23 protein-coding genes and 1 pseudogene are annotated in these 23,375 nt (G+C 60.4%); 10 read left to right on the top strand and 14 right to left on the bottom strand.

Features of this window, described 5'->3' with window-relative positions; genetic code table 11:
• Positions 1 to 123: 123 nt before the first annotated feature.
• Positions 124 to 753 carry a lytic polysaccharide monooxygenase auxiliary activity family 9 protein gene (locus AOA59_RS24145; protein ID WP_099489323.1) on the top strand — a complete coding sequence of 210 codons (630 nt, stop codon included), beginning with the start codon at positions 124 to 126 and terminating at the stop codon, positions 751 to 753.
• 6 nt (positions 754 to 759) lie between these two features.
• Here the strand turns inward: AOA59_RS24145 and AOA59_RS24140 are convergent, their stop codons facing one another.
• Together AOA59_RS24140 and AOA59_RS24135 are read right to left on the bottom strand one after the other, a co-directional pair.
• A complete protein-coding gene (locus AOA59_RS24140; protein WP_099489322.1) occupies positions 760 to 1,314 on the bottom strand; it encodes a UPF0149 family protein in 555 nt (184 codons plus the stop codon).
• 41 nt (positions 1,315 to 1,355) lie between these two features.
• The gene (locus AOA59_RS24135; RefSeq protein ID WP_099489321.1) at positions 1,356 to 2,645 is read right to left on the bottom strand and encodes a chloride channel protein; all 1,290 of its coding nucleotides are present in this window, start codon (positions 2,643 to 2,645) and stop codon (positions 1,356 to 1,358) included.
• A gap of 192 nt (positions 2,646 to 2,837) precedes the next feature.
• On the opposite strand from AOA59_RS24135, the gene AOA59_RS24130 reads away from it, so the two are divergent.
• Both AOA59_RS24130 and nudC read left to right on the top strand, forming a co-directional pair.
• On the top strand, positions 2,838 to 3,650 hold the full coding sequence (locus tag AOA59_RS24130; RefSeq protein WP_099489320.1) for a crotonase/enoyl-CoA hydratase family protein: 813 nt from the start codon (positions 2,838 to 2,840) through the stop codon (positions 3,648 to 3,650).
• Positions 3,651 to 3,655: 5 nt separating this feature from the next.
• The gene (gene nudC / locus AOA59_RS24125; protein ID WP_099489319.1) at positions 3,656 to 4,489 is read left to right on the top strand and encodes an NAD(+) diphosphatase; all 834 of its coding nucleotides are present in this window, start codon (positions 3,656 to 3,658) and stop codon (positions 4,487 to 4,489) included.
• Here nudC and AOA59_RS24120 read toward each other — a convergent pair.
• From AOA59_RS24120 to AOA59_RS24100, 5 genes are all read right to left on the bottom strand, one after another.
• Positions 4,457 to 5,236, bottom strand: coding sequence for a TSUP family transporter (locus AOA59_RS24120; protein WP_017139107.1), 780 nt, complete (start codon positions 5,234 to 5,236; stop codon positions 4,457 to 4,459). The two genes, nudC and AOA59_RS24120, sit on opposite strands and share 33 nt — an antisense overlap.
• A 193-nt stretch (positions 5,237 to 5,429) precedes the next feature.
• Positions 5,430 to 6,146, bottom strand: a complete 717-nt coding sequence (pcsA, locus tag AOA59_RS24115) for a phosphatidylcholine synthase (RefSeq protein WP_099489318.1) — start codon at positions 6,144 to 6,146, stop codon at positions 5,430 to 5,432.
• A 149-nt stretch (positions 6,147 to 6,295) separates the two neighbouring features.
• Entirely contained in the window at positions 6,296 to 7,210 is a 915-nt protein-coding gene (locus AOA59_RS24110; protein WP_099489317.1) for a class I SAM-dependent methyltransferase, read from the bottom strand.
• 152 nt (positions 7,211 to 7,362) lie between these two features.
• Positions 7,363 to 7,851: a DUF1289 domain-containing protein gene (locus AOA59_RS24105; RefSeq protein ID WP_065931754.1), complete on the bottom strand. Its 489-nt coding sequence runs from the start codon at positions 7,849 to 7,851 to the stop codon at positions 7,363 to 7,365.
• A 134-nt stretch (positions 7,852 to 7,985) separates the two neighbouring features.
• Positions 7,986 to 9,236 carry a ribonucleotide-diphosphate reductase subunit beta gene (locus tag AOA59_RS24100; RefSeq protein WP_099489316.1) on the bottom strand — a complete coding sequence of 417 codons (1,251 nt, stop codon included), beginning with the start codon at positions 9,234 to 9,236 and terminating at the stop codon, positions 7,986 to 7,988.
• Positions 9,237 to 9,484: 248 nt separating this feature from the next.
• On the opposite strand from AOA59_RS24100, the gene AOA59_RS24095 reads away from it, so the two are divergent.
• Together AOA59_RS24095 and AOA59_RS24090 are read left to right on the top strand one after the other, a co-directional pair.
• Positions 9,485 to 9,952: a GNAT family N-acetyltransferase gene (locus AOA59_RS24095; protein ID WP_099489315.1), complete on the top strand. Its 468-nt coding sequence runs from the start codon at positions 9,485 to 9,487 to the stop codon at positions 9,950 to 9,952.
• Positions 9,953 to 10,091: 139 nt separating this feature from the next.
• Positions 10,092 to 10,718, top strand: coding sequence for a transcriptional regulator (locus tag AOA59_RS24090; RefSeq protein ID WP_065911721.1), 627 nt, complete (start codon positions 10,092 to 10,094; stop codon positions 10,716 to 10,718).
• Here AOA59_RS24090 and AOA59_RS24085 read toward each other — a convergent pair.
• Positions 10,706 to 11,086 carry a RidA family protein gene (locus AOA59_RS24085; RefSeq protein ID WP_099489314.1) on the bottom strand — a complete coding sequence of 127 codons (381 nt, stop codon included), beginning with the start codon at positions 11,084 to 11,086 and terminating at the stop codon, positions 10,706 to 10,708. The genes AOA59_RS24090 and AOA59_RS24085 overlap by 13 nt on opposite strands.
• On the bottom strand, positions 11,083 to 12,048 hold the full coding sequence (locus AOA59_RS24080; RefSeq protein ID WP_099489313.1) for a threo-3-hydroxy-L-aspartate ammonia-lyase: 966 nt from the start codon (positions 12,046 to 12,048) through the stop codon (positions 11,083 to 11,085). The genes AOA59_RS24085 and AOA59_RS24080 overlap by 4 nt, the downstream gene beginning before the upstream one ends.
• A gap of 173 nt (positions 12,049 to 12,221) precedes the next feature.
• Here AOA59_RS24080 and AOA59_RS24075 point away from each other — a divergent pair, with 173 nt between their 5' ends.
• On the top strand, positions 12,222 to 12,740 hold the full coding sequence (locus AOA59_RS24075; protein ID WP_069787891.1) for a sigma-70 family RNA polymerase sigma factor: 519 nt from the start codon (positions 12,222 to 12,224) through the stop codon (positions 12,738 to 12,740).
• A complete protein-coding gene (locus tag AOA59_RS24070; protein ID WP_099489312.1) occupies positions 12,737 to 13,657 on the top strand; it encodes a FecR domain-containing protein in 921 nt (306 codons plus the stop codon). Before AOA59_RS24075 ends, AOA59_RS24070 begins: the two co-directional genes overlap by 4 nt.
• On the opposite strand, the pseudogene AOA59_RS24065 reads toward AOA59_RS24070, so the two are convergent.
• Positions 13,654 to 13,948, bottom strand: a pseudogene (locus AOA59_RS24065) (ATP-binding cassette domain-containing protein); the annotation flags it as partial. The gene AOA59_RS24070 and the pseudogene AOA59_RS24065 overlap by 4 nt on opposite strands.
• A gap of 151 nt (positions 13,949 to 14,099) precedes the next feature.
• On the opposite strand from AOA59_RS24065, the gene AOA59_RS24060 reads away from it, so the two are divergent.
• Positions 14,100 to 14,315, top strand: a complete 216-nt coding sequence (locus tag AOA59_RS24060) for a molybdopterin-binding protein (protein WP_003173733.1) — start codon at positions 14,100 to 14,102, stop codon at positions 14,313 to 14,315.
• A gap of 102 nt (positions 14,316 to 14,417) precedes the next feature.
• Here the strand turns inward: AOA59_RS24060 and AOA59_RS24055 are convergent, their stop codons facing one another.
• On the bottom strand, positions 14,418 to 15,563 hold the full coding sequence (locus AOA59_RS24055; protein WP_099489311.1) for a MalY/PatB family protein: 1,146 nt from the start codon (positions 15,561 to 15,563) through the stop codon (positions 14,418 to 14,420).
• 430 nt (positions 15,564 to 15,993) lie between these two features.
• Here AOA59_RS24055 and AOA59_RS24050 point away from each other — a divergent pair, with 430 nt between their 5' ends.
• Positions 15,994 to 20,220 carry a hypothetical protein gene (locus AOA59_RS24050; protein WP_256593110.1) on the top strand — a complete coding sequence of 1,409 codons (4,227 nt, stop codon included), beginning with the start codon at positions 15,994 to 15,996 and terminating at the stop codon, positions 20,218 to 20,220.
• Between the two features lie 60 nt (positions 20,221 to 20,280).
• Here AOA59_RS24050 and AOA59_RS24045 read toward each other — a convergent pair whose 3' ends face one another.
• Genes AOA59_RS24045 through AOA59_RS24035 form a run of 3 tightly spaced genes read right to left on the bottom strand, consistent with a single transcriptional unit; the run spans position 20,281 to position 21,777 of the window.
• Positions 20,281 to 20,871: an FMN-dependent NADH-azoreductase gene (locus AOA59_RS24045; protein WP_065911709.1), complete on the bottom strand. Its 591-nt coding sequence runs from the start codon at positions 20,869 to 20,871 to the stop codon at positions 20,281 to 20,283.
• Positions 20,868 to 21,311 carry a GNAT family N-acetyltransferase gene (locus tag AOA59_RS24040; RefSeq protein ID WP_099489310.1) on the bottom strand — a complete coding sequence of 148 codons (444 nt, stop codon included), beginning with the start codon at positions 21,309 to 21,311 and terminating at the stop codon, positions 20,868 to 20,870. Before AOA59_RS24040 ends, AOA59_RS24045 begins: the two co-directional genes overlap by 4 nt.
• A complete protein-coding gene (locus AOA59_RS24035; RefSeq protein ID WP_099489309.1) occupies positions 21,301 to 21,777 on the bottom strand; it encodes a carboxymuconolactone decarboxylase family protein in 477 nt (158 codons plus the stop codon). Before AOA59_RS24035 ends, AOA59_RS24040 begins: the two co-directional genes overlap by 11 nt.
• 133 nt (positions 21,778 to 21,910) lie before the next feature.
• Here AOA59_RS24035 and AOA59_RS24030 point away from each other — a divergent pair, with 133 nt between their 5' ends.
• Positions 21,911 to 23,278 carry a PLP-dependent aminotransferase family protein gene (locus AOA59_RS24030; protein ID WP_099489434.1) on the top strand — a complete coding sequence of 456 codons (1,368 nt, stop codon included), beginning with the start codon at positions 21,911 to 21,913 and terminating at the stop codon, positions 23,276 to 23,278.
• Positions 23,279 to 23,375: the final 97 nt, after the last annotated feature.

Here is a 23,375-nt window from a genome sequence, read left to right as displayed (position 1 = left end):
CTCAGCGAAACGCGGGCAGTGTGCGATTTTTCCGAGGCGAGCCGCGGCTGGACAATAGCGCCCGCCAAGGTAAGTTCGATGTGTGCCCCATGACGGGGCACATTCAATCAAGGAGTGAATGAAATGAACAAACCCCAGACCCAACTTCGTCACGGTCGCGTCGTGACCCCGCCCAGCCGTGGCTCGGTGGCGGTGGAGCGCGGGCTGCTCGGCAACTGGCAAGTCAACGAGATGGAAGGCGGTAAAAACTTCCCGGCGCTCACCGCCGGGCCGTTCCCGGCACCCTATGAAACCGATGATCAAAGCGTCACGCCGCCGGCCGACGGGCATATCCTGAGCGGCGGCAAGACCGACGACCGCGATTGCCTGAACTTCACCGACGAGGAGATGAGCAAAAAGCTCAACACGCCGTTTACCTGGCCATTGCTGAATGTCGAGGCTGGCCAGGTGTTCAAGGTGCAGTGGGAGTACACCGCCGCCCACGTCACCCGTGGTTATCGCTGGCTGATCACCAAGGATGGCTGGGACCCCAAGCAACGCATCAGCCGTGCGCAACTTGAGGCCCAGCCGTTTTTCGAAGACTTCTACACCCAGGTGCCGTACTACCAGCACGCCGATGCAATGAAAGCCAAGGTCGAACACCAGGTCACGCTGCCCAAGGGCAAGAAAGGCCGGCATGTGGTGGTGTTGATGTGGATCGTGGCCAACACCGGCAACGCGTTCTATCAGGCGTTTGACCTGGACTTCAAATAAGCGCTGTTAACGCTGGGCCAACCAGTAATCATGCAGCGCCCGCGCAGCGGGTTCGATCGCTCGAGCCCGCTGTTGGTGGGCGTTTACGTCCAGGTCTGCCGGCAGTTCAAAGTTGTCTTGCTCGGCACACCAGGAAATCTTCTCCAGCAGCGCCGCTTGTTCGGCAGGCAGTTCTGGCCAGTTGCCAATCGCCGCACCCCGGATATAGCCAAAGCACCATTCCTCGGCAAGCGTGACGGTTTGGCCTTGGTGTTCGGTGTCATCAAAGCGGGCCTTGAAGCTTTGCGCGCCGGTGGCCAATTGCGCCGCCAGCGTATTCATATGGCGCACGCACAACTCAAGGAAGCGCTGGGCCTCTTCCACGTTTTCCCAGGCCGGGTTCTGCCCACCCCAGATCGCCGGGAACCACTCACCGACGTCCACTTGTGCGGGGCTTGAGACCAGCGCGGTGAAGTAGCCGTCGAGTTCAGCCAGGTTCAGCACCGAATGATCGTCGCCGTATTTCAACAGCGTTTCGTCGATGAAGTCGAAATCGGCAGGGGTGAGGGGTTGGGCGAGCATGGGCATATCCTTTAAACGTCGAGCGCCGCGAAGTGGGCGGCTTAAAGCGCAGAGGATGGCGCTTGGGCGGGCTTTTTTCCACTTATTTCCCGGCGCTGACACAGCTTGCTCACGCACATCGAACCCACCACCGCCAGAATGATCGGCACCAGAAAGTCATGTTCGATGCGCGTAAATTCGGCCACCAGCACAATCGCGGTCAGCGGCATGCTCATGCTGGAGGCCAAAAACGCCGCCGCGCCGATGATCGCAAACGCGCCCAGCGGCACCCCGGGCCACACCAGGCTCCAGGCAGCGCCGAGCAGAATCGCCAGCAACGCGCCATTGGCCAGGCCCGGCGTCAGCAGGCCGCCTTCGGCGCCGGCGCGCAGGCTGCCGGCGGTGATCAACACCTTGACCAGCAGCAGGATGGCGGCCAGCCCAATCGTCAGCTCATTGTCGAACCCCAGTTGCGCCGGGCCTTTGCCATTGCCGAGGATCTGCGGCAGCAGCATCGCCAGCCCGCCGATAATCGTAAAGTTGATCAGCGACATGACGGGCAGGCGCCAACCGCGCGCGGCGTTGGCCCGGGCGGTGCCGGTAAAACGGCTGAACCCATAAGCGGCCACGCCAAACACTGGCCCGCACACCACGGCCCAGGCGATCAGCGCCGGGCTCAACACAAAATGCGGCACGGCATATTGCGATTCCGCACCCAGCCCAATCCAGGCCACCGACGCACCAATCGCCGAGGTGGCCAGGGCAATCACCGCCGCCGGCCAACTGAAGGCGCCCACCAGCACTTCCAGCACAAACACCGCGCCGCCCAAGGGCACGTTGTACACCGCCGCCAGCCCCGCGCCGGCGCCGCAGGCCACGAGCAAACGGTGCATGTGCGGTTCCAGGCGCGCCCGTTGTGACAGCCAGGTCGCGGCCAGCGCGCCGACTTCGCGCGGCGCCACTTCACGGCCCAATGGTGAGCCGAGGGCGACGGTGATGATCTGCAGCACGGCGTGGGCGAGGGTGGTTTTGGGTGGCATGATCGGCATCTTTTCAGACACGGCCTGCTTGATGCTCACCAGCGGTCGGCCATAGCGATAAATCATCCACCAGCCCAACCCGGCGACCAGGCCGCACACCACCAGCACCAGCAGACGTCGCTCCGGCGCGGCAGCGGTGACGCCCCACAAAAAGGTTTCGTGGCTGACCAGGCTGTCGAGGCTGTAACCGTAGGCCAGGTGCTGGATGCCGTGCAGCAGCAACGCCAGCAGCATCCCGCCCAGCCCGGCGCCAATGCCGGTCAGCACGACCACCAGGGCCAGAATCAATGATGAACGAAAGGTGGACGGCATAACGGGCTCCAGGCAGTGGCCCTGAGTGTATAGCCGATAAAGTGCGGTGCCTGGGTGAAATGTATCGGCAGGCCATAAACCCGGCAGCCACAACATTTCATTACGTTTGCCAGTCCCGTTTTTGGCTGATGCGCCGTCATGCTCCCTTGTTATAGTTCGAGCCTTATTACTCGCCAGTCAGGGATCACTGCCATGTCCGAATACCAAGCTTTCATCGTCGAACTCACTGGCAACGTTGCCCATGTGCAAATCAACCGCCCGGAAAAAATCAACGCGATGAATGCGGCGTTCTGGACCGAAATCATCGACATCTTCCAGTGGGTCGAAGACACCGACGCCGTGCGCGCGGTGGTGCTCAGCGGCGCCGGCAAGCATTTCTCGTCCGGTATCGACTTGATGATGATGGCCTCGGTGGCCAATAGCTTCGGCAAAGATGTAGGCCGCAATGCACGCTTGCTGCGGCGCAAGATCCTCGAACTGCAAGCCTCGTTCAATGCGGTCGACAACTGCCGCAAGCCGGTGCTGGCGGCGATCCAGGGCTACTGCATCGGCGGCGCCATTGACCTGATCAGCGCCTGTGACATGCGCTACGCCGCCGAAGGCGCGCAATTCTCGATCAAGGAAATCGACATCGGTATGGCCGCCGACGTCGGCACCCTGCAACGTCTGCCACGCATCATCGGCGACGGCATGTTGCGAGAACTGGCCTACACCGGTCGCCCGTTCGGCGCCGAAGAAGCGCGCAGCATCGGCCTGGTCAACCGTGTGTACCCCGACCAGGACAGCCTGTTGGCCGGTGTAATGGAAATCGCCCGGGAAATCGCGAGCAAATCGCCGATTGCCGTGGCCGGCACCAAGGCCATGATCAGCTACATGCGTGACCATACGGTCAATGATGGTCTGGAATACGTTGCCACCTGGAACTCGGCTATGTTGCAATCCAACGACCTGCGCGTGGCCATCGCGGCCCATATGAGTAAGCAGAAACCCGAATTCGTGGATTGACTGATATGACACCAGGCTGGATTACCACAACACTGCTGGACAACGACGCCCCTGGCGGCTGGGCCGTCGCCCGCAGCCGCGAGGGCTTTTTGTATGACACCAATGGCCCGCTATTCCCGCGTGAATGGCTCAAGCGCCAGGACCTGTCGGTGTTTGCTGAGCATGGCATTGGTCACCTTGACGGTGAGCCGGTGTACTTGCTGGAGCTGAACGCGGCGGCCGAGGTGCCGGGTTGCAGTTGGCAGGGCCTGCGCGGCTTTATGTTGCAGGGCGACCACACCCTGTACAAAGTGCTGGGCTACGCCGCGCAGATCGGCACTTGGGCGCGGGAGCATCGGTTCTGTGGCAGTTGCGGCCAGGCGATGGTGCAGGTGCCGCGCGAGCGGGCGATGTATTGCGAGGCCTGCGACCTGCGCAGTTACCCACGGATTTCGCCGAGCATGATTGTGCTGGTGACCCGTGGCGACGAGATCCTGCTGGCGCGTTCGCCGCGTTTTGTCACGGGCGTGTACAGCACGCTCGCGGGATTCGCCGAGCCGGGTGAGTCGGCCGAAGATTGCCTGATCCGTGAAGTGCGCGAAGAAGTGCAGGTGGAGGTCAAGAACATCCAGTACATGGGCAGCCAGTGCTGGCCGTTCCCGCACTCGATGATGCTGGGCTTCCATGCCGAATACGCCGGGGGAGACATCGTGCCCCAGGCCGATGAGATCGAAGACGCGCAGTGGTTCAACATCCACGACTTGCCGCCGTTGCCGGCGTCACGTTCGATTGCGCGTTACCTGATCGATCTCTACCTGGCGCGCCGTTTAGGCCACGCTGAACCAGTGTTGCCAGGCTAGGCGCACCGTCAGGCCGAGGACCACGGTGATAAACACCGGGCGAATGAATTTGGCGCCGCCGCTGATTGCGCTGCGTGCGCCAAAGAACGCGCCACACATTACCGAGAAGCCCATCGCCAGGCCGACGATCCAGTCCACCGAGCCATTGAAGATAAATACCGACAGCGCCGCCGCGTTGCTGACGAAGTTCATGCTGCGCGCCACGCCGCTGGCTTTGACCAGGTCGATGGGGTGCAGCAGCATCGTGCTCACCGTCCAGAACGCGCCGGTGCCGGGGCCGGCCACGCCGTCGTAGAAGCCCAGGCCGAAGCCTTGGGTGGACTGCCATTTCTTCTTGATCGGTGCATCGGCATCCAGCGGCGCCTTGGGTGTGCCGCCGAACAGCAAATACACCCCACAGGCGAACACGATCACCGGGAGCATTTTGTTCAGGGTTTCGGCGGGCAGGTAGTGGGCGACCACGGCACCTGCCAATGCGCCGACCAGCGTGCCGACGATGGCGTGTACCCATTGGCGCGGGTGGAACAGCTTGCGCCGGTAGAAGGTAAAACTGGCGGTGGCGGAGCCGAAGGTCGAGCTGAGCTTGTTGGTGCCCAGCACCAGGTGCGGTGGCATGCCGGCGGTGAGCAGGGCCGGCGTGGTGAGCAGGCCGCCGCCGCCGGCGATGGCGTCGATAAAGCCGGCAATAAAGGCCACGCAGGCAAGAATGGCTAGGGTGGTCAGGTCAACGCTGAGTTCGAAGGGCATGGGCAGGGCTTATTATTGGCAGGGCGCAGAAAGGGGCTGCGTCAAAGATCGCCATCTTACCTGCCGGATGGACCCAGATCCAAATGTGGGAGCTGGCTTGCCTGCGATAGCGGTAGGGCAGGCCCACCTGCTGTAACTGACCCGACGCCATCGCAGGCAAGCCAGCTCCCACCTTTAAACCGTGCCCGCCTGACTATTTGTGGGTTCCCAGCCACTCCAACGCCGTGCGCCACACACAAATCCCCAGAAAATACGCCGACATCACCGACCACAACCCAAACGTCCACGGGTTGGTATTGGGGTAGTCCACCACCATCAAAAAGCTGCACAGCAACCAGAGGGTGGTCACGGCGATGTTGATCGGCATAAAGCGCTTGACTCGGAACGGGTGCAGAAACTTCATCGGTGTCACGGTCAGCAGCGCCAGGCCGATCACCGTGGCCAGGGTCACCCAGGCGTCCGGCTGGATGATGTAAACGCACAAGGCCACCACATTCCACGCCGCAGGAAAGCCGACGAAATAGTTGTCCTTGCTCTTCATGTTCACATTGCAGAAGCAGAACAGCGACGACACCAGGATCACCGACACGGTAAACAGGTGGGTGAAGTCCGGCAGGTCGATATAGCGGTAGATAAACAGCGCCGGGATAAACACATACGTCAGGTAGTCAATCACCAGGTCCAGCACCGAGCCATCAAAGCTGGGCAGTACCGTGCTGACATTGACCCGTCGCGCCAGCGAGCCATCGACCCCATCGACCACCAGCGCCAGGCCCAGCCACAGCAGGCAGGCCTTGGGTGAGTTTTCCAGCAAGGCCAGGGTGGCCAGGAACGCCAGCACCACGCCGGTGGCGGTAAAGCCGTGGGCGCCCCAGGCTTTGAGTCTGGCTACATGCAGGGTCGATATCACGGGCGGCTCTCCAAAAGATGAAACAGGGCAGCCGACGACGTAACGCCGTCGAGTCTGGCCGGGGAATGCAGGTATCGACCGGGAAGGGAGGTATAAGGTTCACCGCCCCGGCGTATCACTTAGCGTAGCAAGGGTCAGACGTTTCGGCATCAACCCTGACGGAACACCAATGCCTTCAAACCGCTCTGCGGGTCGACATCGGGAAATTCCGGCGGGTTTTCCAGCCGCTGTACAAAGCTAAGGCCCGGCGCTTCGCGGGTTACGCCGTCAATCAGGAAGTCCTCACCGAAGGCCGGGTCGTTCATGCAGGCCAATACGGTGCCTTGGGCCGTGAGCAAATCCGGCAGGCGGCGCAGCACGCGTTGGTAGTCTTTGGTCAGCAGGAAGCTTCCCTTCTGGAAGGACGGTGGGTCGATGATCACCAGATCGTAAGGGCCGCTGTTGGTCACCTTGGCCCACGACTTGAACAGGTCGTGGCCCAGGAAGCTGACGCGGCTCAGGTCATGACCATTAAGGCGATGGTTATCGCGCCCGCGACTCAAGGCGCCACGGGCCATGTCCAGGTTCACCACATGGTCGGCACCGCCTTCGATGGCCGCCACCGAGAAACCACAGGTGTAGGCGAACAGGTTGAGCACACGCTGGCCCTTGGCCTGTTCGCGCACCCAGTTGCGGCCGTAGCGCATGTCGAGGAACAGCCCGCTGTTCTGTTTTTTACCCAGGTCGATCAGGTAACGCAGGCCGCCTTCGGTAATGGTTAGCTCGTCTACGGCTTCGCCCGCGAGCCATTCGGTGGTGCTTTGCGGCAGGTAGCGGTGTTGCAGGGCGACGGTGTAAGCGCTGAACTGCGTTTGCAGCAGTTGTTTAAGGGCTTCGAGCTGCGCAGGCTCGGGTTCCTTGAACAACGAGACCAGCAGCACGCCCTGCAACCAGTCCACCGTCAGTTGCTCCAGGCCCGGCCAGCAGCGGCCACGGCCGTGGAACAGGCGCCGGGTTTCACTCGGCGGGTTGGCCAGGGCGGTGAGCAAATGGGCGTGCAGGGTAGCGAGTGCGTCTGGGTTCATCGTTGAGCGTCAATCGTTGAGCGGGCGGCATTTTAAACACAGTCACCGACATAAACTGGAAAAAAAGCCCGGAGGTGATCAGTTACAGATGTGCTAACTGACACTTCGCTTTCGCGAGCAGGCCCGCTCCCACATTGGTTTTGTGCTGCCGCTTAGATACTTGCGATCAATGGCGCGCCAAAAGACTCACGCAAAAAGCCCGGTGCGATATAGCGCTCGTAATGCGCCTCGGACAGCAGGAAAAACTCGCGGTCAATCGCATCACGCAAATCCGCCAGGTGACGCTCGCGAAACTCCGGCAGCAGCGCCAGCCCATACGCATCCAGTTTGGAAATCACCCGCGCGCCCCGGGCAATCAGCTGGTACGCCCAGCAGTACGGCGACTGGTGTGGCACAAAGCGAATTTTGCGGGTTTCAAGTTGCAGGCGCAAAAGCTGCGGGTCAAACACCTCAAGCTTGCTGGCCATCACCTGCACCAGCAACTGTTCCAGGCGCAGCCACACCGCCTGTTTTTCCTCGGCGTTGTAGCCATTCCATTGAATGACTTCATGGTGATAACGCTTGCAGCCCCGGCAGACCAGGTCGCCGTAAACGGTGGAGCACAGGCCGACGCAGGGCGTTTTGATGGTTTGGTTGGGCATAAAAGGCTTTTTTGCAAAATTCTATGAAACACCGAAGACCCATGTGGGAGCGGGCTTGCCCGCGATAGCAGTGTATCAGTGGATACATCTGTGACTGATACACCGCCATCGCGGGCAAGCCCGCTCCCACATATTTAATCCCAGCTCAGCGCGCCGCCGGTCTGGTACTCGATCACGCGGGTTTCGAAGAAGTTTTTCTCTTTCTTCAAGTCCATGATTTCGCTCATCCACGGGAACGGGTTAGTCGTCCCTGGGTATTCTTCTTTAAGACCAATCTGCGACAGGCGACGATTCGCGATGAATTTGAGGTAGTCCTCCATCATCGCCGCATTCATCCCCAACACCCCACGCGGCATGGTATCGCGCGCATATTCAATCTCCAGCTGCGTCCCCTGCAGAATCATCTGGGTCGCTTCTTCCTTCATCTCGGCATCCCACAAGTGCGGGTTTTCGATTTTGATCTGGTTGATCACATCGATACCGAAGTTCAGGTGCATCGACTCATCGCGCAGGATGTACTGGAACTGTTCGGCCACGCCGGTCATTTTGTTGCGACGGCCCATGGACAGGATCTGGGTGAAGCCGCAGTAGAAGAAGATGCCTTCCAGGACGCAGTAGTAGGCGACCAGGTTGCGCAGTAGCTCTTTGTCGGTTTCGACGGTGCCGGTTTCGAACTTCGGATCGGAGATCGAACGGGTGTACTTGAGGCCCCAGGCGGCTTTCTTAGCGACCGATGGAATCTCGTGGTACATGTTGAAGATCTCGCCTTCATCCATGGCCAACGATTCGATGCAGTACTGGTAGGCGTGGGTGTGGATCGCTTCTTCGAAGGCCTGGCGCAGGATGTACTGGCGGCACTCCGGGTTGGTGATCAGGCGGTATACGGCCAGGACCAGGTTGTTGGCGACCAGGGAGTCGGCGGTGGAGAAGAAGCCCAGGTTGCGCATGACGATGCGGCGTTCGTCGTCGGTGAGGCCTTCGGGGTTTTTCCACAGGGCGATGTCGGCGGTCATGTTGACCTCTTGCGGCATCCAGTGGTTGGCGCAGCCGTCGAGGTACTTCTGCCAGGCCCAGTCGTACTTGAAGGGCACGAGTTGGTTGAGGTCGGCGCGGCAGTTGATCATGCGCTTTTCGTCGACGGCGACGCGGGCGGCGGAGCCTTCGAGTTCGGCGAGGCCTTCGGCGACGTCGAGTTTGTCCAGGGCGGCCTTGGCGCGGATGATCGCAGCCGAGTCGCTGGCGGTGACGTTGCGCGCTTCCAGGGCGGCGGCAGCACCGGCACCGTCGAGGCGGTCCATGTTGGCTTCGCTGGCGTGGCCGGCGTTGGCGCCTTTGATCACCGCTGCACCGGTGTCTTCGTTGTCGACTTCATCCCAACTCAACATTGAAATTCTCCTTCCTGGTACTCGAAAAATAGGTTTTTGCAGGCTTCAAGGCATTGAAATACTGCGCAGAGTGTGGTCGGTAAATACCGGTACTGCACACTATGTAGTGGTGGTTTGTGTTTGTGGGCACACTATATGGTGTGTAACAAAACAGGTCAACGCACAAGATGTGCGGTCTTGGGTCGCGGCGCAGCGCCGGTTGAGCTATAAAACCTGGGTTCATTGGCTGCCGGTGGAATTTCAAGGGAATGAAAAAAGTACTGATTCGATCCGCCCTGCTGGAAGACGCGCAAAGTGTCTTCGAGGTGCATAAGAACTCTGTCGAAAACCTCTGCACGGGCGACTATGGCCCCGAGCAGATCGCCATGTGGCTCAACGGCCGCTCATCCGCGACCTACCGCGAGGCCATCGCCGCCGGCAACCTGTGGCTGGCGTACACCGACAGGCTGCAGGGGTTTATCGAGATCGATGGCAATGAAATCAGCAAGCTGTTCGTGCGCGGCGCTGCCGCCGGGCAGGGCATTGGCGCACGCTTATTGAATGAAGCCTTGCAGCGCATCAAAAACGCCGGCCATGCCAAGGCCTGCCTGGAAGCGACCCTCAACGCCGAAATGTTCTATGCCGCGTTCGGCTTTGAAAAGGTCGGCGAGGGCACTTTCAGTCGGGGCAACAGCCCGGTGTCCATCGAGATCATCAAGATGGAGCTCGCCCTGTAGCGGTTGGTCTACCAACCACGCAGTCGCTCCCGGACCTGCACGTCACCGTTGTGCAACACCGCGTTGTCACTGTGCTCGGCACGCTCAGGGGACAGCGGCCAAATTGACGGCCTGTCCAGAACTGGATATGTTGTCTTGCATGAAAAAGACCGCTCCTGAAGAAACCACCCTCATCAGCCAGCTCGAACAGATTGCCGAAGGCTTGAGCAAAACCTTCAGCCCGTTCTGCGAGGTGGTGCTGCACGATTTGCGCGACCCGCAGCAGGCGATCCTGGCGATCCATAACAACCTCTCCGGGCGCTCGCCGGGCGACCCGACCACCGAGTTGGGCCTGGCGCGGATTGCCGACCCCGACTATCCGCAGATCATTGCCAATTACCGCAACCAGTTCGCCGATGGCCGCCAGGTCAAAAGCACCTCGATCGGCATCAAGGACACCAGCGGCAAGTACGTCGCGGCCTTGTGCATGAACGTCGATCTCTCATTGTTCCGTGGCCTGCAGGGCATGCTCGAGCAATTTGGCTCGGTCACCGGCGACACCTTGATTGAATCCCTGGAGCCGTCCGGCGCCGATGTGATTCGCACCCGCATCGACCAGTTCGCCGCACGCCTGGCCACCACGCCGCGCGCGCTCAAGGCGGCGGATCGACGGCTGTTGCTGCAAGAGCTCAAAGACTCGGGCTGCATGGACATTCGCCGGGCCATGGAGACCGTGGCTGCGCACCTGGGCGTGTCACGGGCGGCGGTCTACACCTACGCCAGGTAGCGCGCCACAGCTTCAATCTCCACCCGGTAACCGTGGTGCAACTCGGGCACCGGCACCACCGCGCGGGCAGGGCGGTGCTCGCCCAGCGCGGCGGCGTAAATACGGTCGAATTGCGCCCAATGCTGCACCCCGGCCACATACACCGTGACTTTCACCAGATCCTGCGGCGAGCCACCGGCGGCTTTCAGGATGGCCAGCAGATTAGCCAGCGCAAGCCGGGCCTGTTCGGCAAACGATGCTTGAAGGTTGTGGCGCCCGTCGGGGCTGACCGGCAATTGCCCGGAGATATACAGCGTGTCGCCGTGGCTGACGGCCTGGGAGTAGTGCCCGGCAGGCGCCGAGGCGGTCTCGGTGTGGATGATGTTCATGGTGCCTCGCTGAGCAGCGCGGCGTAGCGCGCGATGTCGACGTTGCCGCCGGTGACGATAATGCCCACGCGCCGGCCCTTGAACCGCTCGCCCAGCTGGCGCAACGCGGCCAGGCCCAGGCAGCCGGTGGGTTCGACCACCATTTTCATGCGTTGCATAAAGAACTTCATCGCGGCCACCAACTGCGCGTCGGAGACGGTGAGGATGTCGCTGACCTTGTCGCGGATGATCGGGAAGGTGTAGTCGCCCAGGTGTTGGGTTTGCGCACCGTCGGCGATGGTCGCCGGGGTGTCGATGTGCACGATGCTGCCGTTCTGGAATGAACGCTGGCCGTCATTGCCTGCGTGGGGCTCAACACCCAACAGCTGGCAATCGGGGGCCAGCGCACGGGTCGACAACGCGGTGCCCGAGAGCATGCCGCCACCCCCCAGGCCGACGAACAGGGCGTCGAGGGGGCCGCTGAATTCCAACAGTTCCTTGGCGGCCGTGCCTTGGCCGGCGAGGATGTGTGGGTGGTCGTAAGGCGGGATCAACGTCATGCCATGCTCAACCGCCAAGGTGCGACCGATTTGCTCACGGTCCTCGTTGAAGCGGTCATACAGCACCACGCTGGCGCCATATTCCCGGGTGGCGGCGACCTTGGCTGCGGGCGCGTCGGTGGGCATCACGATGGTCGCCGGCATGCCCAGCAATTGGGCGGCCAACGCAATGCCCTGGGCATGGTTGCCGGAGGAGAACGCCACCACGCCGGCCTTGCGCTGCTGCGCGTCGAACTGCGAAAGGGCGTTAAACGCACCGCGAAACTTGAACGAGCCGGTGCGTTGCAGGTTTTCACATTTGATAAACACCTGGGCGCCGGTTTCGGTGTCGAGGGTGCGTGAGGTGAACACCGGCGTTTGATGGGCGAAGCCTTCAAGGCGTTGGGCGGCGGCGACGACATCGGAATAGTCGGGCAATTGCATGGGCAGACCTCATGGGCGTATCTGGATAAAATATCCATATAAAGACAAATAGTAAAGGCTGGTTTGTCACCCAGGGCATAAACACGATGTTGAAAAGAGCATGGTGCACCAGCACGATATTAAATAGAATGAATCTCATTTGAGACTCACTCGCGCCGCGCAGGTTGCTTGCCATGACTGATGCTGTTGCCCCGTCCCACACTGGCGAACTGACCTTGTCGAGTTTGTACCGTGATCATCGCAGCTGGCTCGAAAGCTGGTTGCGACGGCGCCTGGGCAACGCCTGGGATGCAGCGGACCTGACCCAGGACACTTTCGTGCGGGTGCTGGCCAGTGCCCAGCCGATTGCACACATGCAGGAGCCACGGGCGTATCTGGTGACGGTCGGCAAGCGCTTGCTGGCCAACTTTCATCAGCGCCGCAGCCTTGAGCAAGCCTATCTGACGGCGCTGGCGAGTTTGCCCGAGACCTGCGTGCCGTCACCCGAGCAACGCTGGCTGGTACTGGAAACCCTGCACGCCCTGGATGAGTTGCTTGACGGTTTGCCGCAAGTGGTGCGCCGCGCCTTTCTGTGGAGCCAGTTGGAGGGCCTGGGCTATCGCGAGATTGCCGAGCGGCTCGACGTTTCTGAGCGCACGGTCAAGCGCTATATGGCCCAGGCTTATGAACATTGCTTGCTGGTGGACTTGTGAGCCGCGAGGTTGCGCGCGCCGCCGCCCACTGGTTGGCGCTGCTGGAATCCGGCGCGGCCACCGAGCGTGACCATGCCAATTTGCAGGCTTGGCGCGACAGCCATCCTCAGCACGAACAGACCTGGCAGAAGGCCCAATCACTGCGCCGGCGCTTTAGTGACTTGCCCCAGGCCGTGGCAATGGCCAGCCTCGACCGCCCGCAACCGGGGCGGCGTGCGCTGCTCAAACGGGCCCTGGGCGTGGCGGCGCTGGTGCCGACCGCTTGGTTGATCAGCCGCCAGTTGCCCATCGAGGCGTGGCGGGCTGATTTGCACACCGCCACCGGCGAGCGCAAGCGCCTGCCATTGGCCGATGGCAGCAGCCTGCAACTCAACACGGCGACGGCGGTGGATGTCGACCTGGCACAGCGGCGCATCACGCTGGTGGGCGGCGAACTCGCGCTGACGGTGCCGGGCGCAGCGGCGATCAGCGTGCACACGCGCTATGGCCAGGTAGCAGTGCGCCAGGCCGACGTGTGCGTGCGGCAATTGGCGTCCGGCTGCCTGGTGTCGGTGTTCAAGGGCGCAGTGCAGGTGCGTGATCTGACCGGGCAATTGACGACGTTGAACAGCGGTGAGCAAGCCTGGTTAAGGCCTCACGGGCTGAGTGCCGGGGCGGTGTTTGACGTGCAGCAACTGGGCTGGCGTGACGGCGTATTGACCGCGCAGAACCAACCCTTTGGGGATTTCCTGCGCGAGCTGGAACGTTACCGCCCTGGTGTGTTGCGCTGGGACCCGAGCCTGGAAACGCTGCGGGTCACCGGCAGCTTTCGCCTGGATGACACCGATCGCATCCTCACGCTGCTGGCCCAGACCCTGGGGTTCGAAGTGCGAGCGCGCACGCGTTATTGGGTGACACTCAGTCGAACCCTGGCCTAGATCACATGCGCGCGCTGCAACTCGGTCAATGCCTGTGCCTTGAGCTGCGCCAGCGCCGGGTCACGCCGGCCCCGTGGGTGTGGCAGGTCGATTGCCAGTTCCTGGCGGATACTGCTCGGCCGGTTGTCCATCACCAGCACCCGCTCACTCAAGTACAGCACTTCGCCGACATCATGGGTCACCAGCAGCAAGGCAATCGAGCAATAACACCTGCGGGCGTGAATACAGCCCGCGTGCAATGGCCACGCGTTGCGCCATGCCGCCGGACAAGGCCTTGGGCAGCGCCTGGGCGTTGAACGGCAGTTGGCAGGCGATCACCTTTTATATATCTATATCGTATAAATAAAGACTTATATATTCCTTTTAATATCGATGCCGATAACGCATTTTGAGGGCCTGCGCATTCGTGCGGATTGACCCAACAGCCAAAAGGAAAGCCGACATGACCATCAAAGCGATCAACGTGCGCAACCAGTTCAAGGGCGTGATCAAGGAAATTCTGCTGGGCGAAGTGGTGTCTGAAATCGACGTGCAAACCGCGTCCGGCATCGTCACCTCAGTGATCACCACCCGCTCGGTGCGTGACCTGGAATTGAAAGTGGGCAGTGAAGTGATTGCCTTTGTGAAGTCGACTGAAGTGTCGATCGCCAAGCTGTAAATGTGTTCGCAAGTGTGGGCACTGGCAAGCCAGCTCCCACATTGTGCTATGTCTCTTCAGATAGTTCGTGGGCCACCGCCGCCCGACTGATGCGTCTGCGTTTTAGCGCTGACGCAGTGCACGTTCCATGCGTTGCAAACCCTCTTCGAGCATCACCCGTGGGCAGCCGAAGTTCAGGCGCACGAACTGCTGGCTGTCATCACCGAATTCGATGCCTGCGCTCAGTCCGACCTTGGCCTGTTCCAGAAAGAACTGCTGCGGGTCGGCGAGGCCCAGGGCGCTGCAATCCAGCCAGGCCAGGTAGGTGCCCTGGGGCGCGTGCATCACCACGCCAGGCAAGCGGTTTTGCACGGCGTGCAGCAGATAATCACGGTTGGCTTGCAGGTACGGCACCAGTGCGTCCAGCCATTCGCTGCATTGGCTGTAGGCGGCGCGGGTGGCTTCCAGGCCCAGCGGGCTGACGCTGTCGACCATGCCGCAGCGGGCATTGTTGAAGCGCTCGCGCACCTCGGCATTTTGCACCACGGCAAAGCAGGTCTTCAGGCCGGCGACGTTATAGGCCTTGCTCGCCGACATCAGGGTAATGGTGCGTTGGGCGATCTCGGGGCTGAGGCTGGCGGTGGGAATATGGCGACGGCCGTCAAAGCACAGCTCGGCATGGATTTCGTCACTGATGATCAGTGCACCGTTGTCCATGCAGGCATTGGCCACGGCCAGCAATTCTTCACGCGCAAAGACCTTGCCCACTGGGTTGTGCGGGTTGCTCAGCAGCAGCGCACCGGCGCCGTTCAGCGCCTGGCGCATGGCGGGCATAGGGGTGATGTACTCGTCATTGATCAATTCAAACGGCACTTCGATACGCGGCAGGTTCCAGTGGCCCGGTGCCAGGCGGATCGGCCGGTAGTTCGGGGTTTGCAGCACCACAGGCTGGCCCGGCTGCACGAACGCGTGCAGGGCCATATTGAAACCAGGCTCGACACCGGGCAGGAACAGCAACTCTTCAGGCTGTACGCGCCAGGCGTACTTGGCCCACAGGTCCGCGATGATGGCTTCGCGCACATCCGGGCCAGCCACGCTGTAGCCCAGGACCTGCTGGTCGAGGCGTGCGTGCAGGGCTTGCAGAACGGCGGGTGGCGCGGCGATATCCATGTCGGCGATCCACATCGGCAGAACGTCTTGCGGGTATCGGTTCCACTTGGTGCTGCCGGTGCCTTGGCGGGGGTGGATCGTGTCGAAATCAAAGCTCATGGGGCGCTCGTATCAGGGAGGCAGGTGCAGGAATGGCGCTGATTCTAGCCCCAGCCCCGGTGATAAGGAACAAGTGTTTTTGGGTATAAGCGAGGACGAAAAACAGCTTGAGACGGGGGGCTGAAAAGCAACGCTCCTAACAGAAAGTTCGCAGATAAATCTGATAGTTACACACGGTGTGTGTTTGTAGGTTAGCCCTCTACGGCATGCCTGTTACACGGGCAGCGCTTCACTTTATTTATACTTGGAAGTCTTCATGTCGCACGTCTCCTCGGCTACGACTCAACGGTTCTCTGGCTATGTTCAACCTGCGCTTACCGACACATCGCCGCCTGTACAACCTGCTGAGCACAGCCGAACCCGCAGGGATACCTCTACGGTCGAGGTTCGGGGCCGGGTAACACCGCCTGCCTCCCTACCGGATAACAAAGTGCTTGAACATTTTGTCAGCAAGATGAGCGACGCCGCTGTGGGGCCAGGGCATGCCGATTTTAAACAAGGCTATGACACTCCCTCGGCCGTCACGCTGCCGGGGTATTCAGCAAAAATGAGCGACTTGGCGCTGATGCGGTTGGCACTGAATCAGCCATTGAGCCCGCAGCAACTGGGAGCACTGCGATACAGGGTTGAGCAACGCCTGATCAGTGGCCCGCATGACGATGCGAGAATATTTACCAAGGTGATCACGGATAACGGGGTGAAGGTCACGCCCCTGCCACAGGGTTATTACCTGTCTTTAATCAATAAGTTATCGGACGGGCAATGTTCGGGGTTTTGCCATCTTTTGTCGTTGGCCGTGGCAGAGGGCAAGCAGGATACGTTTTTGAGCAATGTTTACCAGGCGCTGGCGCATCCGGATGATCCCGAATCCCAAGTGTTTTTTCGCAAGCTGGCCGAGGTGCATGGCAAGGTTGATGATCGTAGCGTTGCGCATGACCCGGCGACCAGAAAGGTTCAAGCCTATACACAGATTGCGCCGCGACTTTACAACGCGACTGAGACCACAACCCTGTTGATCAGCGCTGACGAGCATCGCCTGACGGCAGGAGTTATCGTCGACGCTACAGGCGCTCGAACCTACTATTACAATGACCCGAATATCGGGTTTACGACGTTTTCTTCTAAGGAAGCGTTTGAAAAAGGCTTGAAAAGGATATTTACCAGCTCCGAATTGAAACATTTACATCAGCCGTATAACAAAGACAGCGCTAAACCCGAATATCTGATCAGTGTGTTCAAACCTGACCATGTGCCTGAGGTTTCCAGCGACAATAACGCTATACGTTTCATGTTCGACGCGCCCTTGAACGGCCTTGATAACGTTAAGGTGATCGACGCCACGCGTGTGCCAACCAAAGAGGCATTCGGCAAACAGGCGCCGGCCCCGGCCGCACAGGGGGCGGCGGACTATCAGAAAATTACGCAAGGCTTGGGCAAGCTGCATGATTGCCAGGGGATGTCACAATTTGATCATGCGAAAGAGACATTAAAGTCCGTTCAGGACTATATTGGGAAATACCCGGACTCCCCACTGTTGTCGCCCATGAGGGAACTCGAGCACAGTTTGATCAACGCCATCAAGGCGGCCGCTACGCCTGTTGGATATCCCTATGCTTTCGAGCGTATAGAGCAACAGCGATCCTCTCTGGCCAACAAACAAATCGGCACGCCATTCAATTCGCGTACCGAGGTTGTTCGAGGGACGACGTTTGATATCGTCAGCCCAGCCGGCAGTGACCCCGTCAGGTCTGAGCAGGTAGCCAAGGCGGTGGACGCAGCGCTGCAACGCATTCAGTCCAAAACCCCGAAAAAAGCCTTGGCGGTGGCCGGTGACATCGACGTGGTTATTGCCAAACCGGGCGATCATCCGCAAACGAAGCTGCTGTTCAGCAATCCGCCCACGTTGATTATCGGCGACGACTTTTTCGCGCCTGCCTCTTCGGCGGACACTACCGTCGCCGATCGCGTTGGCTATCGGGCTGGGGTCGAAGGCCTTGACTCCGTCACCAAGAAGCAAGCCGCGTTGATCGCCGGCAAGCTCGGTATGCTTGGCTATTACAAAGCCGATGCCAAAGGGTTCCTGGAAGTGATCGCCAGCAAGGAACCGTTTCGCGAGGCTGGCCCTCAAGACAGTCAGCGTGCAGGTAAAAGCCCACGGGATTTCTTGGAAGAGACTTATACGTCGCGTCTCTATGAAGGCAAGCTCAACCCACAGACCAAGGCAGCGCACGACAAACTGTTTCCTACGGCAACCAGCCCCTCGGCTCCGATCGCTACGCCACCGGGCCAGGCAGTGACGCCGCCCAAAACACCCGCGCAAGCATCGCCGACAGTCACTGCGGTCACACCGCCGAAGACGGTACCCGCGATTGACCCAGCGGTAATGGAACGCCTGAAAAAGCTTGATGCCAGCCAGCCGCCCATTAAGTTCGGTGAAATCGAGGTCAGCCGCGTCGAGCTTTACAAAATGGGCGTAAACCTCAATGGCGCGCCGATCGAGACGCAGATGCCCGATGATCCAGACGGCAGAAAGATGGTCGACGCGATGGAGATTGACTATCTGCGTCTGGAAGCATTTATCAAATCCGGGTCGGATGCTGTCAGCGAGCGTGCAAGTAATGTGCTTGCTGAGATCGCCTCCCTGCGTGAATCCACTGTACCGCTGCTGAGCAGGCGGGACGGCGGCACTATCCCGGAGGCGCTGCAACAATCCGTTAATGACATGTCGCGGCATGCTGCCGCCATCCGCGATATGCGGCGCAGCAATAAACCGCTTCCCGCGGACTTTTTTTCTGCGGGCACACCCGGTAAAACAGGCGCGACTGACTCGGGAGGTCTGGGTTTTCGGGCTTTCAGTACCTTTCAAGGGTTGCGCAGTTCCATTGAGAGCATTCAACGTGGTGACACCACGGCGGGCGCCATAGGGCTGGGCGCTGTAGGGGCTGACTACGTCGGAATTGGCGTGGAGACGGGGCTCAATAAAGTGGCGCAGAAGGTAGTCAACCGGGCCGCACCGACGATACTCAGCTTTCAATCATCCTCCATGGGCAAGATGATCGGTAAAGTGGCAGGGGGTGCCGGTTTAGTTATCAGTATGCCGTTTGATATTTACACGGCTGTCGATTCGTTCAAAAAAGCGGGGCGTAGCACCGATAAAGAAGCTCAGGATCACTATGTCAATGGTGCATTCGCCGTTGCCAATGCCGCTACGTCGATCGCCCTGGGGGCAGCGTTTCTCGCCGGAGCCAGCAGCGCAGGGCCGGCTGGGCTGGTGGTGGCTGCGGGCTTGATGGTTGCACAGTCAATTTATTCAGCCGTGCGTACTGTGCAAGACATTGATAAATACACACCGTTGACAGGCAACCAGAAGTTTACGCTTGGCTTGAAGTCATTCCTGGGCTTTGCACCGGGGTTTGATGTGATGAAGCCCTACTTGCAAGCGAAATACTCCCATGAACACGATGACAACATCCGGGCGCTCTACAAGGCGTTTCTGGAAGGGCCAGGCAAGGATCTTTATGAACGTGTTGTGTATGGCGACACCAAGGTCGAGGTCACACAGGTCCCGGGGAAGGTTCCACTGACTCCCGCACTCTGGTGGAACATTCCGAGTTTGCTGCTGAACCTGATTAAAGTGGATGGCAAAGTCCCGGCCGCGCACTTGCGCGGCGGTAATGATCGCATTACCGCACCTGAAGACTCCTGGGATGGCATGTCGATCAAGCCTGTCGAAGGTGTACCGGGCGGTGGAAGAGGCACGTTCTGGGTGTTGGGTGACGGAGATGACGTGGTGGCGGGCTCAAGGAAAAAACACAATTATTTTTCTTTCGAGGGCGGCAAAAAGCTGATCACCGGCGGAGACGCCGACGATACCTTTAACTTCAATGCCGATGCACGCCAGACACTCGAGCAAATGCGGCAGGTGCAGGACACCGAGAAAAACGGGTTCAGCCCAAAGGCCTCAGAACTCTGGGGCGGCGAGGGCGCCAATACGCTGAGCTTTTCGGGTGAGCTGCGTACTACTTACAGCGTCGATGGCGAGTCGAAAACAGCGGCCTATTTAGGGCACGTCATCGACTTTAAAACCGGGGCGGTTTCGGTCAACGCCCAGGACTCCAAAACCAATGGTGTCACGCCAATTGCGTATTTCCATGCTTTCTCCAATGCCGTCACGGTTGAAAATGGAGAAAGTTATATCCAGGGGAATGATCAAGACAATCACCTGACGTTGAACGGCAAAAAGGACGTGGTGCTGACGGGCAAAGGCGCCAACGTGATTGTTATCAATGGTGGCGCCGACATTGTCGGCCAGGGTGGGTTTAATACCTACGAAATCAACAAGGGTTATCAGGCTGTGACCATCAATGATCCGGTCGAAAGTGTTATCAAACTGGACTACAGCGCCTCGCAGGTTTTCGATTGGGGCGTTACGCGTGAGGGTGACCTGGTGGCCACGCTCAAGGGCGACAAGCCTGGGGAATACCGGACGTTGTTTATCAAGAATGCCTACCCCATGGGCGGGACGGAGGATAAGGCCAAGCCCACTTTCCTCACCAATGATGGCGTAATGATAACGATCAATGCCCCACGCAAGGCGGGTTCGGATGACCGGGTCGTGCAGGTAAACCGTTTGAAAGTCGATACCCCCAAGGCATGACGAACGCTGACTGGCCCATGGAGGGGCCAGTCGAGCTGCGCACTCAAGCGTGCCCCGCATTCAGCTGGGGCGGATCGCTTCGTACAGCTGCCGGTGTGCCTGTTCCACGGCGCGGGCCACCGCTTCTTCGCCGCGCACCATGGCGCCCAGGTAAACGAAGTCCACCGAATGGATGCCCACCGTAGACAGGATGGTGGTCATATAGGGCGTGAGAAAGTCCGGCTCATGACCCTTGCGCGCATTGCCGCTGCTGACCAGCACAAAGGTGCGTCGATCCTCAAGCAGGCCGACCTTTTCAAACTGCGCATTGATGGTAAAGCTGCGATGGATGCGCACCACATGGTCGATCCAGACCTTAAGCGCCGCCGGCACGGTGAAGTTGTGTACCGGCGTGCAGATGATCAACAGGTCGCAGGCTTCCAGTTCGACGATCAACTGTTCCGACAACGCCGTGGCGCTGCCACTCAAACCGCCCGGGGTGGTGAGTGCGTTCGCGTATTCCCGGCTCAGCGGCGCCAGCGCCTGGCTGCCGTAGTCGCGCTCGATGACGTCGGCGCCAGGCACCAGGTCGTTGAGCAGGGCACGGGCCAGCTTGAAGGTCTGCGCGGCCTTGCCGTGGGGGCTGAAACTGAGGAGCAGGGCGCGGGTCATTGGCTCAGGTCCTGGGAAAAGTGCATGCCTCGCGGCAGCAGGCCTTGGCGAAAGTAGAAACGCTGGGCCAGGACCATATGCAGGCCGGTGTCCAGCACCAGGTAACGATAACCGCGGGCGCGGGTTTCTGCGCGGACCCGGTCGAGCAACTGCTCGCCCAGGCGACGGCGCTGCAAGGTGGCGTCCACCACCAGGTCATCGACGTAGATAAACTCACCGTACAGGGTGTTTTCGGTCAGGCGGTAGCCGGCCAGGCCAACGACCTTGCCATGTTCACGCGCGGCCAGCAGGTGATAGCCGTGCTGGCGTTGGCGCTGAACCTGGGCGGCGAAATGGGCGGCGTCGTTCAGGTGCGGGCGCAGTTGCTGCATCACGGCAAAGCTTGCAATGCAGTCGGCCTCGGTTTCCATGAGGGCGAACTCGACGTGCTCATTGGTCATTGAGGTTCACCAGGTGGGCCTTGATCGCCTCCGGTACTTTACGAAAACTGATGGCCACGCGGTTCAAGGCGTTCATCAAGGAAATGGCCAGGGTCAGGTCGGCGACTTCCTTGTCGTTGAACACCGTGGCCACGGCGGCGTAATCGGCGTCCGGCACGTGGGTTTGCGCGACCTGGGTGACCACTTCGGCCCAGGCCAGGGCGGCTTGTTCACGCACCGTGAACAACGGCAAGGCTTCATGCCAGGCGGCCAGCAGCATGATCTTTTCCAGGCTTACGCCTTGCTTGAGCAGGTCGCGGGAATGGGAGTCCAGGCAATAGGCGCAGCCATTGAGCTGCGAAACCCGCAGGTACACCAGTTCAATCAGTTCTTTCTCCAGGCCACAGCCATGCACATAGCTGTGCACGGCGCCCAGGGCCTTGTAACCAACAGGGGCGGCGTGGCCGTAATCGAGACGGTGTTTCATGGGTGATCCTCGGGTTGCGTTAAGAGATGCGCCATTTTCGGTGGTGGCCGGGTCGCTCGACAGGGGCATGATTGGACAAGTGGGTTGGGACATGATCAGACTCCACCTTGTCGTCCTGCCGAGCCCCCTTGTGATGTCGTCATTGCCCAAATATCAGGAAATCTACCGGCGTTTCCGCCTGGCCATCGACCAGGGCCAACTCGGCCCCGGTGATCGGGTGCCGTCGGTGCGCAGCCTGGCGCTGGAACTCAAGATCGCCCGTGGGACCGTGGAGGCGGCTTACCAATTGCTGGTCAGCGAGGGTTTTTTCGAGGCGCGTGGGCAGGCGGGCACTGTGATTGCGCGGACATTGCCGCAGGTGGCGATGAAGCCCCAGCCTGCCGCACCGCCGCCGACATCGGCGCCGCCAGCCTTGCAAATGGGCCAGCCGGCGCTGGATGCCTTCCCGCGCAAGCTCTGGGCGCGACTGGTCACCCAGCAGGTACGCCGCACCGACGCCGACAGCCTGGCCATGGGCGACGTGCGCGGCGTCCAGACGTTGCGCGTGGCGATTGCCAGTTATCTCGCGCTGTACCGGGGCGTGGAATGCACCCCCCAACAGGTATTTATCTGTTCGGGGTATGCCGGCTCCCTGACCCTGATGTGCGACGCGCTGCAGATGGCCGGGCAGCGCTGCTGGTACGAAGACCCGGGGTATGTGCATGCGCGGCAGTTGTTGCTCCATCAAGGGGTTGAGCTGGTGCCGGTACCGGTCGACCGTGATGGGCTGGATGTGGCGCAGGGCATTCAGCGTGAGCCGCAGGCGCGATTGGCGATTGTCACGCCGGCCCACCAGAGCCCGCTGGGTGTGGCGTTGAGCCTGGCGCGGCGCCAGGCGTTGCTGGCCTGGGCGCAAGCGCAGGGCAGTTGGGTGTTGGAGGATGATTACGACAGTGAGTTTCGCTACCAGGGCCAGCCATTGGCGGCGCTCAAGAGCCAGGACGTGCACGACCGGGTGATCCATGCCGGGAGCTTCAGCAAGATGCTGTTTCCGGGCTTGCGCTTGGGCTATCTGGTGGTGCCGGCGGCGTTGGTGGAGGTGTTCGGGCGCAGCGCCGAAGCCTTGCAGCAGCGCGGTGCGCAGTTGTTGCAGCTGACGGCGGCGGATTTTCTCGAGCAGGGCCACTTCACCCGGCACTTGAAAAAGATGCGTCAGTTGTATGCGTTGCGAAGGGGCTTTTTGGTGGTGGCGTTGCAACTGCATTGCGCGGATTTTTTACGCGTGGATGAACAGGCCGGGGGGATTAACCTGTTGGCGCGGTTGCGGGTGCCCATGCCGGATCGTGTGGTTGCCAAGGCCGCCAATGAGGCGGGGTTGGCGGTTAACGCCTTGTCGTCTTGGACCCTTGAGCCGGGAGGTGCACAGGGTGTGTTGATGGGCTTTACCAATGTGGCGACGGCGGAACAGGCCACTGAGCTGGCGGTGAAGCTTCGGCAGATACTGCAGGCATGTCACCCGTAAAATGTGGGAGCAGGCTTGCTCGCGAATCGTCGCACTGCCGCTCCCACATTTAGATCATGTTCTGCTTCAAACCGTCAGGTTTTTACGGGTGTTGGCA

Source organism: Pseudomonas sp. 2822-15, assembly GCF_002742515.1.
Classification (GTDB): Bacteria; Pseudomonadota; Gammaproteobacteria; order Pseudomonadales; family Pseudomonadaceae; genus Aquipseudomonas; species Aquipseudomonas salomonii.
Note: the sequence above shows the minus strand (reverse complement) of the source record. Positions and strands in the feature narration are given on the sequence as shown.

Coding starts and splice junctions, on each gene's coding strand:
- AOA59_RS24120 (WP_017139107.1), bottom strand. CDS start 5,236: ATGCCCTTCGAACTCAGCGTTGACCTGACCACCCTAGCCATTCTTGCC.
- AOA59_RS24145 (WP_099489323.1), top strand. CDS start 124: ATGAACAAACCCCAGACCCAACTTCGTCACGGTCGCGTCGTGACCCCG.
- AOA59_RS24030 (WP_099489434.1), top strand. CDS start 21,911: ATGTCGTCATTGCCCAAATATCAGGAAATCTACCGGCGTTTCCGCCTG.
- AOA59_RS24055 (WP_099489311.1), bottom strand. CDS start 15,563: ATGAGCTTTGATTTCGACACGATCCACCCCCGCCAAGGCACCGGCAGC.
- nudC (WP_099489319.1), top strand. CDS start 3,656: ATGACACCAGGCTGGATTACCACAACACTGCTGGACAACGACGCCCCT.
- AOA59_RS24085 (WP_099489314.1), bottom strand. CDS start 11,086: ATGAACATCATCCACACCGAGACCGCCTCGGCGCCTGCCGGGCACTAC.
- AOA59_RS24060 (WP_003173733.1), top strand. CDS start 14,100: ATGACCATCAAAGCGATCAACGTGCGCAACCAGTTCAAGGGCGTGATC.
- AOA59_RS24110 (WP_099489317.1), bottom strand. CDS start 7,210: ATGAACCCAGACGCACTCGCTACCCTGCACGCCCATTTGCTCACCGCC.
- AOA59_RS24035 (WP_099489309.1), bottom strand. CDS start 21,777: ATGAAACACCGTCTCGATTACGGCCACGCCGCCCCTGTTGGTTACAAG.
- AOA59_RS24040 (WP_099489310.1), bottom strand. CDS start 21,311: ATGACCAATGAGCACGTCGAGTTCGCCCTCATGGAAACCGAGGCCGAC.
- AOA59_RS24095 (WP_099489315.1), top strand. CDS start 9,485: ATGAAAAAAGTACTGATTCGATCCGCCCTGCTGGAAGACGCGCAAAGT.
- AOA59_RS24090 (WP_065911721.1), top strand. CDS start 10,092: ATGAAAAAGACCGCTCCTGAAGAAACCACCCTCATCAGCCAGCTCGAA.
- AOA59_RS24105 (WP_065931754.1), bottom strand. CDS start 7,851: ATGCCCAACCAAACCATCAAAACGCCCTGCGTCGGCCTGTGCTCCACC.
- AOA59_RS24140 (WP_099489322.1), bottom strand. CDS start 1,314: ATGCTCGCCCAACCCCTCACCCCTGCCGATTTCGACTTCATCGACGAA.
- AOA59_RS24045 (WP_065911709.1), bottom strand. CDS start 20,871: ATGACCCGCGCCCTGCTCCTCAGTTTCAGCCCCCACGGCAAGGCCGCG.
- AOA59_RS24135 (WP_099489321.1), bottom strand. CDS start 2,645: ATGCCGTCCACCTTTCGTTCATCATTGATTCTGGCCCTGGTGGTCGTG.
- AOA59_RS24130 (WP_099489320.1), top strand. CDS start 2,838: ATGTCCGAATACCAAGCTTTCATCGTCGAACTCACTGGCAACGTTGCC.
- AOA59_RS24075 (WP_069787891.1), top strand. CDS start 12,222: ATGACTGATGCTGTTGCCCCGTCCCACACTGGCGAACTGACCTTGTCG.
- AOA59_RS24100 (WP_099489316.1), bottom strand. CDS start 9,236: ATGTTGAGTTGGGATGAAGTCGACAACGAAGACACCGGTGCAGCGGTG.
- AOA59_RS24080 (WP_099489313.1), bottom strand. CDS start 12,048: ATGCAATTGCCCGACTATTCCGATGTCGTCGCCGCCGCCCAACGCCTT.